The organism is Hymenobacter frigidus (assembly GCF_014640435.1).
GTDB classification, from domain to species: domain Bacteria; phylum Bacteroidota; class Bacteroidia; order Cytophagales; family Hymenobacteraceae; genus Hymenobacter; species Hymenobacter frigidus.
On record NZ_BMGY01000013.1, the window covers coordinates 1 to 14,975 of the forward strand.

The window sequence follows — 14,975 nt, forward strand, 5'->3', positions numbered from 1 at the left end:
GTAAAAAAACTTGCTCACTTCCTTGCTTTTTAACACAGTATCTCCTGTATTACCCGACCACCTCAGTTCTACCCTGTAGTCAGTTGCGTTAGGCTTATAACCAGGAAATACTATCTGAATGCTGCTTCCATTCGATAAGGTCGCAACTGTTACCGTGGCGGAGTGTAGGTTTTGGCGCTTACGGCGCTCTTCGTAGTTGTGGTCGAAGAACAATTGTTTCAAAAGGGCGGCGCTGGCGGGGTAACTCATGGTGAAGCGAAAGTTAGGGTGAATTAATAGTGGTATGAACCTATTTGTGAAGATTACCACTGAATTTAGCAATTGGTGTAAATGCTACTTATTGTCGGTTGCTGTGCAGACAATGAGTAGCGTGTTTTGGGGATGCGAGAACAAACCTTGAAGGCCTTCGGTCAGGAAGTGCGCTACTGGCGAGCCGAGCGCCGTCTTTCCCAGGAAGAGTTAGCCGACCAGTGCGGGTTTCATCGCACCTATATCGGTCAGATAGAGCGGGGCGAGCGCAACCCCTCGCTGCTCAACATACTGACACTGTGCCGCCATCTGGGCATCTCGCTATCTGAATTTTTCACCCGTTACGAAACAGTACTTGGGACGTTCGCCTAATACCGTGGGTGGTGGAGCCAATACCACCCGCAATGGCCTTGCCTTCGAGCGTGGCGCCGACCTGCGCGATGCTTTCATCGACCATCCCCGTTACAAGTTGGTTGGTGATAGTGTCGTGGACCGAGCTACTGACCAGAAAGTGGGTACGCTGTTCGAAAAGAACAAGCTTTACAAAAATCTGCTGGAAGTAAAGAGCATTGATTACAAGCAAATATTAAGTAAGAAACTGCTGCCAGATGATGCGTTGCTGGTGGGTGGCACCCTACACATCATCGAGAAAAAGTACCAAGCCGGGGCAGGTTCCGTGGATGAAAAGCTGCAAACCTGTCATTTCAAGTTGCGTCAATACACCAAATTATTGGCTCCGCTGGGCATACAGGTTGAGTTTCATTATTTGCTCAGCGACTGGTTCAAAGCCCCGTCTTACCGGGACGTACTCGACTATATTGAGGAAGTAGGCTGCGATTATTTCTTTCTCGAAATTCCGTTGGATAAGCTTGGCTTGTGACGCTGTAGTTTAAAGTAGCTGTGGGATTTCGGTCGGCGCGAAGTTATTAATTAGCAACTCGCTGATGTGGCCCCGGCCTTCTGCTTTGGAATTAATGATGCGCTTAGCTTGAATACGGCGCACTGCAAAGCCTGCGTACAAATCATCGAAGTAAGCGTCAGCCACGTCCGTATTTTGCACGTCTGAATTACTCAGTAACCATCGATGGCCCTGAGCATCTAAGTCGCGGCAAAAGGCAGCTAACCGGCATTGAGAGGCATCGTCAAACGTCTCGGTTGCATAGGCATTGAACAGAGCGGTTTTGCTCAGCGGCTTGTATGGCGGGTCAAAATAGAAAAAACCGTTGTTGGGAACGTGGGTAAGAACTTCGGCAAAGTCTCCGTTGAGGATGGTTACGCGAGCCAGCAGAGCGCTATCTGCCCGAATGGTAGCTGCGTTGCAGATAGTGGGGCGGTCGTATCGACCAAACGGGACGTTGAAGCCGCCTTTGCTATTAACCCTATACAAGCCATTGAAACAGGTGCGATTCAGAAAAATGAGCACCACCGTATTGCGAAGCGGCTCTAGTGGCCGTTGATTGAATTCGGCGCGCAACTCTTCGAAGTAGGAGCGGCGTACTCCTTCCGTAGGAAGTTTGTGGTAGAACTCCTGAACTGCACTCAGTGCCTTAATAAGCTCTTCCGGGCGCTGCTGAACCACTCGATAAGCCGTGGTCAGGTCTGGATTAATATCGTTGATGATAGCTCGGCGGACGTTAGGATATTGCTGCAACATCCAGAAAAGAACAGCACCGCCTCCAATGAACGGCTCGATGTAGGTAAGGTCTGTTTCTTGAGCGAACGTATCCGGCAGCGCCGCTTGAATAGTAGGAATCAACTGGCGCTTTCCGCCAGCCCATTTCAAAAAAGGCTTTGCCCCACTCACCTCACCAAATAAGTCCATGCACCGAAGGTACGAAATAGCACGCTCTACATACAATAAGTAGCATTCGTGACAATAAAAAAATGTCAGACACTGGCGGGGCTATTTGATGCTTCAGGTTTCGGGGGTATTCATCCGGCGGGCGCGGGGGCAGGGGCCGCTTGCTGGTAGCGCTGGGCCGGCCCGGCGGCGAGTTACAAACTCGCTTCACCTATCGGCCAGCAGTTACGCGCTGCGCGTTGAACTGTGGCCAGCGCGTTGGTCCGTAACATCGCTACCGCTTCGCTTGGCTCCCTTCTCCTGAGGAGAGGGGCCGGGGCCGTGCCCGGCAGGGGTGAGGTTTCGGCGTCAGGCGAAGCGGTAGAGATGCTTCGACAAGCTCAGCATGACCGTTTGTCGGCACGTACCTTTGCCCCGTGCAACAGTTAGAAAACTCCCTCAAAACCGCCCTGCAAACCGCCGCTCAGGCAGTTTTTGGCCTCGATATTCCCGCCGCCAGCCTCACGCTCCAGCCCACGCGCAAGGAGTTTGCCGGCAGCTTCACCCTCGTCACGTTTCCGCTCACCAAGGCGTTTGGCAAGGGGCCGGAGCAAATCGGCCAGGCGCTGGGCGAGTGGCTCACCGCCCACGAGCCCCGCGTGAGCGGCTACAACGTGGTGAAAGGCTTCCTGAATCTCGAAGTTGCCGATGCCGAGTGGTTGGCCGTATTCAACCAGCTGCGCGCCCAGCCCGCCACGGCCCCCGTGGCTACCGATGGCCCGCAGAACGTGGTGGTGGAATACTCCTCGCCCAACACCAACAAGCCCCTGCACCTGGGCCATTTGCGCAACAATTTTCTGGGCTACTCGGTGGCGGAAATTCTGAAGGCCACCGGCGCCACCGTCACCAAGGCCAACCTAGTGAACGACCGCGGCATTCACATCTGCAAGTCGATGATTGCCTACCAGCGCTTCGGTCAGGGCGAAACGCCGGCGTCGTCGGGCCTGAAGGGCGACCACCTCGCAGGCAAGTATTACGTGCTGTTCGAGAAGCACTACCGCGAAGAAGTGCGCCAGCTCGAAGCCGAGGGCGTGGCCTCCGATATTGCCAAGAAAAAAGCCCCGCTCATGGCCGAGGCCCAGCAGATGCTGCAAGCCTGGGAAGCCGGCGACGAAGTCGTGGTCAGCCTGTGGCGCACGATGAATGGCTGGGTTTACGAAGGCTTCGATGAGACGTACAAGAACATTGGCGTCGATTTCGACAAGTTTTACTACGAATCGGGCACCTACCTATTGGGCAAGGAGCGGGTAGAAGAAGGCCTCGACAAAGGCGTGTTCTTCAAGAAGGAAAATGGCTCGGTATGGGTCGATTTGCAGGCCGAGGGCCTCGATGAAAAGCTCCTGCTCCGCGCCGACGGCACCAGCGTCTACATCACCCAGGACCTGGGCACGGCCGAATTGAAATACGCAGATTTTGGCTACGACAGCAGCATCTACGTTATCGCCGACGAGCAGAACTACCATATGCAGGTGCTGCAAGCCACCCTGGCCAAGCTGGGCAAGCCCTACGCCGCCGCCATCCATCACCTTAGCTACGGCATGGTGGACCTGCCCTCCGGCAAGATGAAATCTCGTGAGGGCACCGTGGTCGACGCCGACGAACTGGTGCGCGATGTGATTGCCGCCGCCAAAGCCGCCACCCTCGAAAAAGGCAAAACCGAAGGCCTGGCCGATGCCGAGCTGGAGGAGCTTTACTACATGCTGGGCCTGGGCGCGCTGAAATACTACCTGCTGAAAGTGGACCCCAAGAAGCGCATGCTCTTCAACCCCGAAGAGTCGGTGAGCTTGGAGGGGCACACGGGGCCGTTCATTCAGTATTCGCACGCCCGCATCGCCGCCATTCGCCGCAAAGCCGCCGAGCTGGGCATCAGCGAAACCGCCGATTGGAGCAGCATCACGCAGCTGGAAGGCACCGAGCGCGAGCTGGTGCAGGAGCTGGCCCGTTACCCCGCCGTAGTGGCCGAAGCCGCCCGCAACCTCTCGCCCGCCGTGGTGGCGCAGTACGCCTACGACCTGGCCAAAGCCTATAATCGGTTTTATGCGGAAGTCTCGATTTTCCAGGAAACCGATGTGGCCAAGCGGAGCCTGCGGGTGGCGTTATCAGCCCGCGTGGGCGAGCAGATTAAGGTATCGCTGGGCCTGCTGGGCATGCAAGTGCCGGAGCGCATGTAGCGTGGTCGTACCCGGAGGGACTCTGCGAGTCCGCGCGGTTGAACGACCACCACAACGACCCCACCACGCGCGGACTCACAGAGTCCGCGGTACACCCAAACTATGAAAAGCATTGCTGTTTACTGTGGTTCCAGCGCCGGAACCAACCCGCTCTACATTGCCCAGGCACAGGCCCTCGCGGCGGCTATGGTGGCCCAAAACCTCACGCTGGTGTACGGCGGCGGGCGCGTAGGCCTGATGGGCACCATCGCCGATGCGGTGCTGGCCCTCGGCGGCCAGGTAGTCGGTGTCATTCCCGATTTTTTGGCGAATAAAGAGCTGGCGCACTTGGGCTGCACCGAGTTGCACGTCGTGAAATCCATGCACGAGCGTAAGCTGATGATGGCCGACCGCGCCGATGGCTTCATCGCCATGCCCGGCGGCTACGGCACCCTCGAAGAGCTGTTTGAAGTCCTGACCTGGGGCCAGCTGGGCCTGCACCAAAAGCCAGTGGCCCTACTGAACGTGGACGGCTACTACGACCACCTGCTGCTGGCCCTCGACCGCATGCGTGACGACCAGCTGCTACGCGCCGAAAACCGCGGCCAGCTCCTGCAATCGGCAGACCCCGCGGAACTGCTGGCCCAAATGGCCGCCTACCAGCCCGTGCAGATGGAGAAGTGGCTCACGCCGCCCACCACCTGATTTGTAGCGTGGACTCTGCGAGTCCGCGAGTCCGCGCATCGGAAGCTCACCTGCGCGGACTCGCGGACTCGCAGAGTCCACGCTACAAGCCACCGTTCGAAAACCTACTGACTTCCGTATGGTTACGCATCCGACCAAGCAATTCAACCCTTCGCCAACTCATGAAAAAATCTGTTTTTCTCACGCTGGCCACCGCCGCTACGGCCGTTGTCATTATCGCTGCCAAACCTGCTGCCCCTATCGCCATGACCACACCTGCTGAAACCACCGCAAAGTCTGCTTCCGTGTACGATTTCACCGTGAAATCCATTGATGGCAAGGAAGTGAAACTGAGTAAGTACAAAGGCAAGAAGCTGCTGATTGTGAACACCGCCTCCAAGTGCGGCTACACCCCGCAGTACAAGGAGTTGGAGGAGCTGTCGAAGAAATATGGTAACAAGGTGACCGTACTCGGCTTTCCGTCGAATAGCTTTAACCAGGAGTTGGCCTCGAACGTGGAAGTAGCCTCATTCTGCGAGAAGAATTACGGCGTCACGTTCCCGCTTTTTGAAACCGTGGCCGTGAAAGGTGCCGCCGCCGTTCCGCTTTACAAGTACCTGGCCGATAAGACCAAAAACGGCATCGTGAGCGACGAGCCGACTTGGAATTTCTGCAAGTATTTGGTGAATGAAAAAGGCCAGGTTGTGAAATTCTACGGCTCGGGAGTGACGCCCCTGAGCCCCGAGCTAGTGGCCGACATCTCGAAGTAATTAAGCAGTCGCGCATAAGTAACCGTAGTCAACCAAAAAGAACGTCATTCCGAGCTTGCCGAGGAATCTTGCCGGAGTCATCCGCGCCGCCCACTGGCGCGAGCGAGATTCTCTCGGCAAGCTCGGAATGACGTTCTTCTTTATCCGGTTACTTATGCGTGGGCACTTAGCGCCCGTTTCTGAATTATTTAGAACGTCGTGCTGAGCTGGCCGAAGCATCTCTACTGCGCAACTAAATTTGATTAGTTCTGCGGTAGAGATGCTTTGGCCAGCTCAGCATGGCGTTCTTTTTTTGCTATTTGTTTTTCTCGTTGCCCATGTCACCCTGGATTTCCGCTTTCCGGCCCCGTACGTTGCCACTGGCCCTGGCCAGCATTCTCACCGGGGCTTTTTTAGCTGCTGCTGCCGGCCAGTTCAACGGTCCGGTGGTGGCGTTGGCGGCCCTCACCACCATTTTGCTGCAAGTCCTGAGTAACCTTGCCAACGACTACGGCGACTCCCAGAACGGGGCCGACAGCGTGCACCGCCAGGGTCCGCAGCGCGCCGTGCAGAGCGGGGCCATCACCCCGGCCCAAATGAAGCGCGGGATGTGGATTTGTGGCCTGCTAGCCCTGGCCAGCGGCCTCGCGCTGCTGTGGGTGGCGCTGGGCGCGGCCGGGCTGGGCTTGTTCCTGGCGTTTCTGGCGCTGGGCTTGGCCGCTATCTGGGCGGCGGTGAACTACACGGCGGGCAAAAACCCCTACGGCTACGCCGGTTTGGGCGACATTTCCGTATTTCTGTTTTTTGGGCTGGTGGGCGTGTGCGGCACCTATTTTCTGCAAACGCGGGCCCTGCCGCTGCCGGTGCTGTTGCCGGCCGCCGCGCTCGGCTGCTTCGCCACGGCGGTGCTGAACGTGAATAATATCCGCGATATCAACTCTGATGTGCTGGCGGGCAAAATCACCATTCCGGTGCGGCTGGGGCCGGCGCATGCGCGGCGCTACCACTGGCTGCTGCTGCTGCTGGGCCTGGGCTGTGCCACGGTGTTTGTGGCCCTCACGTACCATTCGCCGTGGCAATGGCTGTTTGCGCTGGCTACGCCGCTATTCGCCTTCAATGCCATCCAAATATGGCAGCGGCAGGAATCGATGCAGCTCGACCCGCTGCTGAAGCAAATGGCGCTGAGCACGCTGGTATTCACGGTGCTGTTTGGGGTGGGGCAGGTGCTGGGATAGAGCCAAGCCGGTATCTTGGTGATGCGAAACGCACCAACCTGATTTCTGCTTGCCGCATGAGCCCTGACCAAATTGCCCAGATAGACGCCTATTTGCAGCGCTACAACGATGCGCCGCTGCCGGCCTTCAGCGGCCTCGCGCCCGCGCAGATGCACGAGCTGCTGTACGACCCCTGGGGGCCGCAATCGCCGGTACGGCTGCGCCCCGAGCTGCCGGCCGCCGTGCTCGACCAGATTCCCTTCCTGCGCCTGACGGAGGAATTTCTGCGCATCGTGCACCGCGACGGGTTCATCAAGCTCACGGCGCTGGGCGCGTTGCCGGGCAAATACCTGCATGAGCTGTACGGGTTCGGCTTTATCCGGGAAGAATCCATCGAAGAGGGATACGGGAAGCTGCACCGCGAAACCGATGCGCCGGGCCTGTCCACTGTTCACCACAATGCGGTGCTGGCGGGCCTGCTCCGGAAGGTTCACGGCCGGCTGACCCTCACTAAAAACGGCGAGCGGCTGCGGCAGCCCGCGCACCGGGCCGAGCTGCTACGCTGCGTCTTCGCTTCGTTTACCAAAAAATTCAACTGGGCCTACCACGACGGCTACGCCGCCCCCACGGCGGGCCAGACCGGCTGGGCCTTTACCATTTTTCTGCTACTGAAGTTTGGGGCCGAAGCCCGGCCGCTGCGGTTTTACGCCGGCAATTACCAGCAGGCGCTCCCCTTCCTGCTAACCGATTTTCCGGCCACGCCCTGGCAGACCCCCGCCGAGCAGCTGCTCGCGTGCTACAGATGTCGCGTGTTCGAGCGTTTTGGGAGTTGGTTTGGGCTGGCCAGCATCGAGGCGTATCGCCTGGGACGGGAGCAGGCCGACTGTCTGGTGTCACCCACGCCACTTTTGAGCCAATTATTTGCGCTGGCTGCTCATTAAAAACACCTTCATTTCCGGGTATGTACTGCATAAAAAAAGCGACCTCTTGAGGTCGCTTTTTTTATGTTTGGCGCCGCGCCTATTCGGCGGGAGCTACCGGAGTAACGGGTGTTTCGTTGGCTGCTACCGTTGACGAGCCTTCCGCTTTGGGACCCCGACCGCCGCGATTGCGGCCTCCACGGTTGCCACGGCGGTCGCCTTCGGGCCGGGGTGGCTGGGCATCGCCTTCGGCACGAGGCTCACGGGGCGGGCGGGCTTCTCCCTCGGCGCGCGGCTCGCGGGGTGGGCGGCTTTCACCTTCTGGCCGGGGCCGGCGCTCGGGGCGGGCCTCGCCTTCGGCACGTGGCGGGCGCTGGTAGGGTACGGCCGGGGCATGGCCGGCATCGAGGGCCGCCAGGGCATTTTTGGCGTTGGCCAGGCGCTCCAGGTGCTTGGGGTCTTTGGGGTCGGGCGCGTCGCGGCGGGGCGGGCGGCCACCGTCGCGGGCACCATCACGCCCGCCACCGCCTTCGCGGCGCGGGCCACGGTCGCCTTCGGGACGGGGGCCGCGGTCACGTTCGCCGCCGCCGTGGCCACCACGAGTGGGCCGGCCGCCGATTTTGCCGCCGAGGCCGGCGAAGCGTTTGGGGTCAAATTCCGGGGCCGGGCCCAGGCCCAGCTCCTCGGTGATGGCGCGCTTTTCGAGGTCGCGCTCAATGAGTTTCTCGATTTTCAGTACCCGGTCCTGGTCTTGGTCCGAGATGAAGGTGATGGCCGTGCCCTTGGTGGCGGCGCGGGCCGTGCGGCCAATGCGGTGCACGTAGTCCTCGGCAGCGCGGGGAATGTCGTAGTTCACCACGTGGCTCAGCGAGTCGATGTCGATGCCGCGGCTGAGCACGTCGGTGGCTACCAGAATCGGGAATTGCTTGTTTTTGAAGGCGCGCATGATTTCTTCGCGCTCTTCCTGGGTGCGGTCGGAACTGATGCCGCGGGCTTCGATGCCAAGCTTGTTCACGGCTTTTACGATGCCGCCCACGGCTGCTTTCTGGCTCGTGAAGAGCACCATGCTCTGCACGTCCTGGGTTTTGATGATGTGCTCGAGGACGTAGATTTTCTGGCGGTCATACGCCATGTAGAGCTGCTGGTCGATGCCGGCGGCGGGCTTGGACACGGCCAGCCGGATTTCTTCGGGATTCTTGAGAATCTGCTGCGAGAAGTCGCGGATTTTGCTGGGCATGGTGGCCGAGAACAGCAGCGTCTGGCGGTTGGTAGGCAGCTGGCGCACGATGTTGAAGATGTCATCGCTGAAGCCCATGTCCATCATCTTGTCCGCTTCGTCGAGTACTAAGTACTTGATTTGGTCGAACTTCACGTAGCCCATTTGCAGGTGGGCAATGAGGCGGCCGGGCGTGGCGATGATAATGTCGGCCCCCGAAGTTAGGGCGCGCTTCTGCTGCTCCCAGCCCTCGGATTTGCCGCCGCCGTAGATGGCGATGCTGCTGGCTTCCACGTAGTAGCCGAAGCCCATTACCTGTTCGTCAATCTGGGTGGCCAGCTCGCGGGTGGGCACCAGAATGAGAGTGGTGGTGTGGCCGTGCTTAGCGTGCGAAATCTTGTCGAGCAGCGGCAGCAGGTAGGCGGCGGTTTTGCCGGTACCGGTTTGGGCGCAGGCAATCAGGTCTTTGCCTTCGAGAATCTTGGGGATGGCCTGCTCCTGAACGGGGGTGGCCTGCTTGTAATTCATGGCATCGATGCCAGCCAGCAGGTCGTCGTGGAGGTTAAATTCGTGAAAAGTCAAGGTTCAGCTAATGAGAGTTGTAAAAGGGCTGACCTTGATATCTGGGCCAGCAAACCGCTTGATTTGAGGTAAAGATACGGCGGGCGGGACGGAGGTTATGGTGCGTAATAAATAGGAACGTCATGCCGAGCATGTGGCGCATCAAGCCAGGGACCGAGGTATCTCGCGTGCTGCTGCTAATCAAATCCGTCGCGGCGATTGGGTTACTGCCCCACGCGAGATGCCTCGGTCCCTGGCTTGATGCGCCACATGCTCAGCATGACGTTCTTGCAGGTCGCCACCACTACCTCCACGTCCTCATGCCCGCTCTCGACCGTTTCTCTGCTCAAGCCGCCGACTATGCTCGCTACCGCATTGATTATCCCGCCGAACTCTATACCTGGCTGCTGCCTCAGGTAGTGGCCCGCGAGCGGGCCTGGGACTGCGCCACCGGCAACGGCCAGGTAGCCGCCGTATTGGCCGATTCCTTTATTCGGGTAGATGCCACCGACCTCAGCGCCAACCAGCTGGCGCAAGCCATTCTCCGCTCTAACATCCACTACCAAACCGCCCGGGCCGAGCACACGCCGTTCCCGGCCCAGCGCTTCGACCTTATCACCGTGGCGCAGGGCGTGCACTGGTTTGAGCCGGCCGCCTACCACGCCGAAGTGCGCCGCGTGGCCCGGTACGGCGCGGTGCTGGCCGAATGGGGCTACGGCCTGGTGCAAATCAGCCCGGCTATTGACCCGCTCATTCAGCAGTTTTACCGCGACACCATGGGCCCGTACTGGGACGCCAACCGCTGGCACATCGACGACGAATACGCCCGCATTCCGTTTCCGTTTGCCGAGGTGCGGCGGGCACATTTCGCGGTGCGGCGGTTGTGGTCGGCCGAGTGGTTTTTGCAGTACCTACGCACGTGGTCGAGCGTGGCCAAGTACCAGCAGGAGCGGGGCGAGGATGCCGTGGGCCTGATTGCGGCGGCAGTGGCGCAGTGGTGGGGAAGCGGTGAGCGGGAGGTAGTATTTCCCGTGTTTGCGCGGGCCGGGCGAGTAGAATAATCTTTGCCAAACCGCGTTTGGCAGGGCCATTTGGCCTCCCAACTTATGACCATACTACTTACCCATTTGCGGGTGGTGCTGCTGTTTTACCGCAGCGTCGCGCCGTTTATGCTGCTCATTTCGGTGCTTATCCTCTGGTGTGTGCTGCGGCCCGCCTTGCTCGAAGGCTGGGCCAGGGGAGGCATATTGCCGCAGCTCGTGCTCATCAAGCTGATGACCGGGCCGGTGGTGTGGTACTTGGCCGAGCGAATGCGCCCCAATCAGTACTGGTTCTACTACAATTTGGGGGTATCGCGGCGGTTCCTGTGGGGCGGGGTGGCCGTGCTGGACGGCCTCCTGTTCAGTGGCTTGATGCTGGCCCTGAACGCCTGCTACGCATGAGCAAGCGCCCCGAATTCGGGACCGGCCCGCACGTGCTGGAAGCCGATGGTATTCGGCTGGCCTTTGACTCACGGCCGGTGCTGGCCGATGTGTACCTGCGGGTGCAGTCGGGCCAAATAGTAGGCCTGCTGGGCCGCAACGGCAGCGGAAAATCCGTTTTGCTGCAAACGGTTTTCGGCGCGCGCGCCGTGCCCGACGCCTCGGTGCGCGTGAACGGGTGCTATGTAGCGCCCGCATTTCGGGTGCCCGGGTTGGTCAATTACTTGCCGCAAGCCTCCTTGCTGCCGCCTTACCTGTCTATTCGCCAGGCGGCCCGGCTGCTGCGCGTAGACCCCGAAAAGGCCACCGCCAGCTTTCCCGACCTGCGCCAGCAGCTCCATTGCCGCCCCGGCGAGCTGTCGGGCGGCTCGGCGCGCCTGCTGCAAGTGTTGCTGCTGCTCCACGCCGATACCGCTTTCTCGCTATTTGATGAGCCCTTTTCCGGAATCATGCCCGTGCACGTCGAAACACTGGCTGATGAGATGCGGCAAACGAAACTGCGCAAGGGCCTGCTGCTCACCGACCACCGCTACGCCGAAGTGCTGCCGCTGTGCGACGTCGTTTATTTGCTGCGCCAAGGCCGATTGCTGAAGCTGGAGGGTGACTTTGAAACGGCACTGCGCGACTACGGATATTTGGCTAGCTAAAACAGTGTAACTCCGCGTAGCGAGCTTTCGCTGGAAAAAAATTATAGCAACGCGCCAATGAATAACCCGCCCCCATTCGCCGGTCTCCGTGTGTTAGAGCTGGCTTCCGTGCTGGCCGGCCCGCAGGTGGGCCAGTTCTTTGCCGAGCTCGGGGCCGAAGTCCTCAAAGTAGAAAGCCCCGCTGGCGACGTCACCCGTACCTGGAAAACCACCGCCGAAACACAAGTTTCTGTCGCTGCTGACGCTTTGGTTTCGGCTTATTTTTCCGCTTCTAACTGGGGCAAAAAATCGCTGGTGCTGGACCTGGCCACGCCCGTCGGCCAGGCCGCCCTGCACCGTCTGGCTGTATCTGCCGATATTGTACTGGCCAGCTACAAGCCCGGCGACGCTGAAAAGCTGCGCGCCGACTACGTCACGCTTTCCCTGGCAAACCCGCGCCTCGTATACGGCCACCTCACCGGTTACGGGCCCGATAATACCCGCGCCGGCTACGATGCTGTGCTCCAAGCCGAAGCTGGTTTCATGTACCTCAATGCCGCCGGTCCCGGGCAGCCACCCCAGAAAATGCCCGTGGCCATGGTCGATTTGCTGGCCGCGCATCAACTGAAGGAAGGGTTGCTTACTGCCCTGTTTCAGCGCGAACGAACGGGGCGCGGTGCGCTGGTGCAGGTCAGCTTGCTGGATAGTGCCTTATCGGCACTGGCCAACCAGGCGTCCACCTATTTGGTGACCGGGCACGACCCGCAGCCTCTGGGCTCGGGCCACCCGAGCATTGTGCCCTACGGTACCGTGTACCAGGCCGCCGATGGCCGCCAGCTGGTGCTGGCCGTGGGCTCCGATGGGCAGTTCCGGCAGCTGTGTGGGGCTCTACACCAACCAGACTGGGCTTCTGACAACCGCTTTGCCACCAACGCCGCCCGCGTGGCCCACCGGGCCGAGCTGGAAGTACTCCTTACCCAACGCATTGCGGCCGTGGCCGGCGATGCGCTTTTGGCGGAGCTGGAGCGCCGCGCTGTACCGGCCGGGGCCGTGCGCTCGGTGGGGGAAGCGTTGCGTCAGGCTTCGGCCCAGGCCATGCTACTGCCGGCTGTGGCAGGGGCTGGAGCGGGGCTGCGCACGGTGGCGTTTCGCAGCCCCGCCTGGGCAGCTGTGCACCAATTGAGCGCGCCGCCGGGCTTGGGCTCGGCCAACGATTCTGGGTTTTCCACCCAGTCAGCCACGGAAAGTGAAACTAGGGCCGTGCTTCCTTGCGTACCTCCCGTATTATAGGTTTGCCGCCGCTGCGGTAGTGCTTTCACGCGCCGCATTTCTCCTATCCTTGCTGCTAGTTTCCGGGCATAATTCCCTTCTCGCATGGCCAAATCACCCACCAAAAAGTCCGTCGACCCCGAACTGTTCACCACCGACACGCCGCCGTTGCCGGCTGAGCTGCCCCCGCCAGTACCGCCCCGGAAAAAGGCCCCTCGTCCGGTACGAGCTAAGAAAACGGCTGCTGCTGCTAATTTAGTCACCGTCGCCACGTCTGAAATCGCCCGTTCCGGAGCCACTTCCACCGACAATCGCCCCACCGCGGCGGCCGGCTCCCCAATTCAAGCTCCGGCCGACCGTCTCAATCAAATTTTTGATGGCCTTCAGCAGAAGTCAACCGCCAAACAGGCCATTTACCGCAATGCGCTGGCGGCGTTCGACTGCCTGCGGCTGGTGTCGCAGGAGCTGGTGGTGGAACTCATCCGCAAGCTGACACCGCTCGATTCGAGCGTGGTGATTGAGTACCGGTCCATCAACGACATGGAGTTTCACATCCGGTTTTCGGGTGATTTGCTCATCTTCATTATGCATTCCAACGTCGTCACCTTTCCCGACGAGTACGGCCCCATGCCCAGCCCCTACGTGGCCGGGGATTTTCGGCGGCGCTTTTTCGGTCACATCATGGCCTACAACTTCATGGCCGACAGCATTAAGTACCAGCGCCTCAACGACCCCGGCTATCTGGTAGGCCGCCTGCTGGTCAACATCGACAACAACTATTTTCTGGAAGGTGTGCAGCAGTTGGAGTTGCCCGCCAACGACATGTCTGACAACGCGGTGACGCCCGAAGCCATGCGCCTGTTTGTGGAAAGCGCCATGATTGCGGCCGTCAACAACGACCTTATCGCTCCCGCCCTGCCCGAGATTCAAAAAATCAGCGTCAAGCAGAAACTAGAGAACCAGCAGGTGAGCCGCGGCAGCAAAGTAGGTTTCAGCTTCCTGAACGAACAGGTTATCTGAGCCGCTAAATCCGCGGTTCAGACACCGTACCCCATTTTCTGGCGCACTTTGGCCAGCACACCGGCTCCATACTCCTGCGCCCGCTTCGCTCCGATGGCCAGCTGGGCGTCCAGTTCGGGCAGGTTGTTCATGTAAAAGTTGAACCGCTCGCGCTCCGGCGCGAAGCGGCGCAGAATCAGCTCGTACAGCTCTTTTTTGGCGTGGCCGTAGCCGTAGCCGCCGGCCTCGTAGTTGCGGCGCATGGCGGCCGTTTCCTCGGCCGTGGCCAGCAGCGAGTAGAGCTTGAAGGTGGTATCCTCGTCGGGGCTTTTCGGGGCCTCCAGCGGAGTGCTATCCGAAATAATGGTTTTAATGGTCTTCAGCAGGTCTTTTTCGGGTAGAAAAATGTCGATGGTATTGCCGTAGCTCTTGCTCATCTTGGCCCCATCGGTGCCGGGAATGGTCATGAGCTGGGCATCAACGCGGGCCTCGGGCAGCACCAGCGTTTCGCCGTAGCGGGCGTTGAAGGCGCTGGCAATGTCGCGGGCAATTTCCAGGTGCTGAATCTGGTCTTTGCCCACGGGCACGATTTCCGCGTCGTAAAGCAGAATGTCGGCGGCCATCAGCACGGGGTAGGTGAAGAGGCCGGCGTTCACGTCCGAGAGCTTGTCCGACTTGTCCTTGAACGAGTGGGCGTTGGCCAGCATCGGATAAGGCGTGAAGCAGCTCAGGTACCAGGTCAGCTCGGTTACCTGCGGCACATCGGACTGCCGGTAAAACAGGTTTTTCTCGGTGTCGAAGCCGCAGGCCAGCCACGCGGCGGCCACGGCGTAGGTGTTGGCCCGCAGCAAGTCGGGGTCGCGCACGGTGGTGAGCGAGTGCAAATCGGCGATAAAATACAGCGAGTCGTTGGTCGGATTTTTCGACAGCTCGATGGCGGGTAGGATGGCCCCGAGCAGGTTGCCCAAGTGGGGGCGGCCGGTGCTTTGGATGCCGGTAAGAATGCGGGACATAGCG

16 protein-coding genes are annotated in these 14,975 nt (G+C 59.9%); 12 read left to right on the forward strand and 4 right to left on the reverse strand.

The features are described from left to right. Window positions 1-249 (reverse strand): hypothetical protein (locus IEW17_RS20885; RefSeq protein ID WP_229748902.1); only part of this gene is annotated, 249 nt, incomplete at its 3' end. A 132-nt stretch (window positions 250-381) separates the two neighbouring features. Between IEW17_RS20885 and IEW17_RS08705 the strand changes: the two genes are divergently transcribed. Both IEW17_RS08705 and IEW17_RS08710 read left to right on the forward strand, forming a co-directional pair. Next, window positions 382-621, forward strand: coding sequence for a helix-turn-helix domain-containing protein (locus tag IEW17_RS08705; RefSeq protein ID WP_188561655.1), 240 nt, complete (start codon window positions 382-384; stop codon window positions 619-621). Then, complete coding sequence (locus IEW17_RS08710) at window positions 605-1,129, forward strand: hypothetical protein (RefSeq protein ID WP_188561656.1); 525 nt, start codon at window positions 605-607, stop codon at window positions 1,127-1,129. Before IEW17_RS08705 ends, IEW17_RS08710 begins: the two co-directional genes overlap by 17 nt. Before the next feature lie 9 nt (window positions 1,130-1,138). Here the strand turns inward: IEW17_RS08710 and IEW17_RS08715 are convergent, their stop codons facing one another. After that, window positions 1,139-2,071: a DNA adenine methylase gene (locus IEW17_RS08715; RefSeq protein ID WP_188561657.1), complete on the reverse strand. Its 933-nt coding sequence runs from the start codon at window positions 2,069-2,071 to the stop codon at window positions 1,139-1,141. 395 nt (window positions 2,072-2,466) lie between these two features. Between IEW17_RS08715 and argS the strand changes: the two genes are divergently transcribed. The 5 genes from argS to IEW17_RS08740 all read left to right on the forward strand — a co-directional run bounded on the left by argS (window position 2,467) and on the right by IEW17_RS08740 (window position 7,827). After that, complete coding sequence (gene argS, locus IEW17_RS08720; protein ID WP_188561658.1) at window positions 2,467-4,260, forward strand: arginine--tRNA ligase; 1,794 nt, start codon at window positions 2,467-2,469, stop codon at window positions 4,258-4,260. Window positions 4,261-4,362: 102 nt separating this feature from the next. Continuing rightward, the gene (locus tag IEW17_RS08725; protein WP_188561659.1) at window positions 4,363-4,944 is read left to right on the forward strand and encodes an LOG family protein; all 582 of its coding nucleotides are present in this window, start codon (window positions 4,363-4,365) and stop codon (window positions 4,942-4,944) included. A 161-nt stretch (window positions 4,945-5,105) separates the two neighbouring features. Then, complete coding sequence (locus tag IEW17_RS08730; RefSeq protein ID WP_188561660.1) at window positions 5,106-5,693, forward strand: glutathione peroxidase; 588 nt, start codon at window positions 5,106-5,108, stop codon at window positions 5,691-5,693. Window positions 5,694-6,010: 317 nt separating this feature from the next. Continuing rightward, a complete protein-coding gene (locus IEW17_RS08735; RefSeq protein ID WP_188561661.1) occupies window positions 6,011-6,907 on the forward strand; it encodes a 1,4-dihydroxy-2-naphthoate polyprenyltransferase in 897 nt (298 codons plus the stop codon). Window positions 6,908-6,963: 56 nt separating this feature from the next. Continuing rightward, window positions 6,964-7,827: a hypothetical protein gene (locus IEW17_RS08740; protein WP_188561662.1), complete on the forward strand. Its 864-nt coding sequence runs from the start codon at window positions 6,964-6,966 to the stop codon at window positions 7,825-7,827. 79 nt (window positions 7,828-7,906) lie between these two features. Here the strand turns inward: IEW17_RS08740 and IEW17_RS08745 are convergent, their stop codons facing one another. Then, window positions 7,907-9,550, reverse strand: coding sequence for a DEAD/DEAH box helicase (locus IEW17_RS08745; protein ID WP_229748914.1), 1,644 nt, complete (start codon window positions 9,548-9,550; stop codon window positions 7,907-7,909). A 353-nt stretch (window positions 9,551-9,903) separates the two neighbouring features. On the opposite strand from IEW17_RS08745, the gene IEW17_RS08750 reads away from it, so the two are divergent. The 5 genes from IEW17_RS08750 to IEW17_RS08770 all read left to right on the forward strand — a co-directional run bounded on the left by IEW17_RS08750 (window position 9,904) and on the right by IEW17_RS08770 (window position 13,979). Continuing rightward, window positions 9,904-10,644: a class I SAM-dependent methyltransferase gene (locus IEW17_RS08750; RefSeq protein ID WP_188561664.1), complete on the forward strand. Its 741-nt coding sequence runs from the start codon at window positions 9,904-9,906 to the stop codon at window positions 10,642-10,644. Between the two features lie 45 nt (window positions 10,645-10,689). Next, window positions 10,690-11,025 (forward strand): hypothetical protein, encoded by a 336-nt coding sequence (locus tag IEW17_RS08755; RefSeq protein ID WP_188561665.1) that lies wholly within the window; start codon window positions 10,690-10,692, stop codon window positions 11,023-11,025. Beyond that, on the forward strand, window positions 11,022-11,711 hold the full coding sequence (locus IEW17_RS08760) for an ATP-binding cassette domain-containing protein (RefSeq protein ID WP_188561666.1): 690 nt from the start codon (window positions 11,022-11,024) through the stop codon (window positions 11,709-11,711). The genes IEW17_RS08755 and IEW17_RS08760 overlap by 4 nt, the downstream gene beginning before the upstream one ends. 90 nt (window positions 11,712-11,801) lie before the next feature. After that, on the forward strand, window positions 11,802-12,980 hold the full coding sequence (locus IEW17_RS08765) for a CaiB/BaiF CoA transferase family protein (protein ID WP_229748903.1): 1,179 nt from the start codon (window positions 11,802-11,804) through the stop codon (window positions 12,978-12,980). A gap of 84 nt (window positions 12,981-13,064) precedes the next feature. Continuing rightward, complete coding sequence (locus IEW17_RS08770) at window positions 13,065-13,979, forward strand: hypothetical protein (RefSeq protein WP_229748904.1); 915 nt, start codon at window positions 13,065-13,067, stop codon at window positions 13,977-13,979. 17 nt (window positions 13,980-13,996) lie between these two features. Here IEW17_RS08770 and trpS read toward each other — a convergent pair whose 3' ends face one another. After that, a complete protein-coding gene (gene trpS, locus IEW17_RS08775; RefSeq protein ID WP_188561668.1) occupies window positions 13,997-14,971 on the reverse strand; it encodes a tryptophan--tRNA ligase in 975 nt (324 codons plus the stop codon). Window positions 14,972-14,975: the final 4 nt, after the last annotated feature.

Excerpts from the sequence above, each read along its gene's own strand:
- IEW17_RS08705 (WP_188561655.1), top strand. The coding sequence starts at position 382 with ATGCGAGAACAAACCTTGAAGGCCTTCGGTCAGGAAGTGCGCTACTGG.
- IEW17_RS08715 (WP_188561657.1), bottom strand. The coding sequence starts at position 2,071 with ATGGACTTATTTGGTGAGGTGAGTGGGGCAAAGCCTTTTTTGAAATGG.
- IEW17_RS08725 (WP_188561659.1), top strand. The coding sequence starts at position 4,363 with ATGAAAAGCATTGCTGTTTACTGTGGTTCCAGCGCCGGAACCAACCCG.
- IEW17_RS08730 (WP_188561660.1), top strand. The coding sequence starts at position 5,106 with ATGAAAAAATCTGTTTTTCTCACGCTGGCCACCGCCGCTACGGCCGTT.
- IEW17_RS08735 (WP_188561661.1), top strand. The coding sequence starts at position 6,011 with ATGTCACCCTGGATTTCCGCTTTCCGGCCCCGTACGTTGCCACTGGCC.
- IEW17_RS08740 (WP_188561662.1), top strand. The coding sequence starts at position 6,964 with ATGAGCCCTGACCAAATTGCCCAGATAGACGCCTATTTGCAGCGCTAC.
- IEW17_RS08745 (WP_229748914.1), bottom strand. The coding sequence starts at position 9,550 with ATGAATTACAAGCAGGCCACCCCCGTTCAGGAGCAGGCCATCCCCAAG.
- IEW17_RS08750 (WP_188561664.1), top strand. The coding sequence starts at position 9,904 with ATGCCCGCTCTCGACCGTTTCTCTGCTCAAGCCGCCGACTATGCTCGC.
- IEW17_RS08755 (WP_188561665.1), top strand. The coding sequence starts at position 10,690 with ATGACCATACTACTTACCCATTTGCGGGTGGTGCTGCTGTTTTACCGC.
- IEW17_RS08760 (WP_188561666.1), top strand. The coding sequence starts at position 11,022 with ATGAGCAAGCGCCCCGAATTCGGGACCGGCCCGCACGTGCTGGAAGCC.
- IEW17_RS08770 (WP_229748904.1), top strand. The coding sequence starts at position 13,065 with ATGGCCAAATCACCCACCAAAAAGTCCGTCGACCCCGAACTGTTCACC.
- trpS (WP_188561668.1), bottom strand. The coding sequence starts at position 14,971 with ATGTCCCGCATTCTTACCGGCATCCAAAGCACCGGCCGCCCCCACTTG.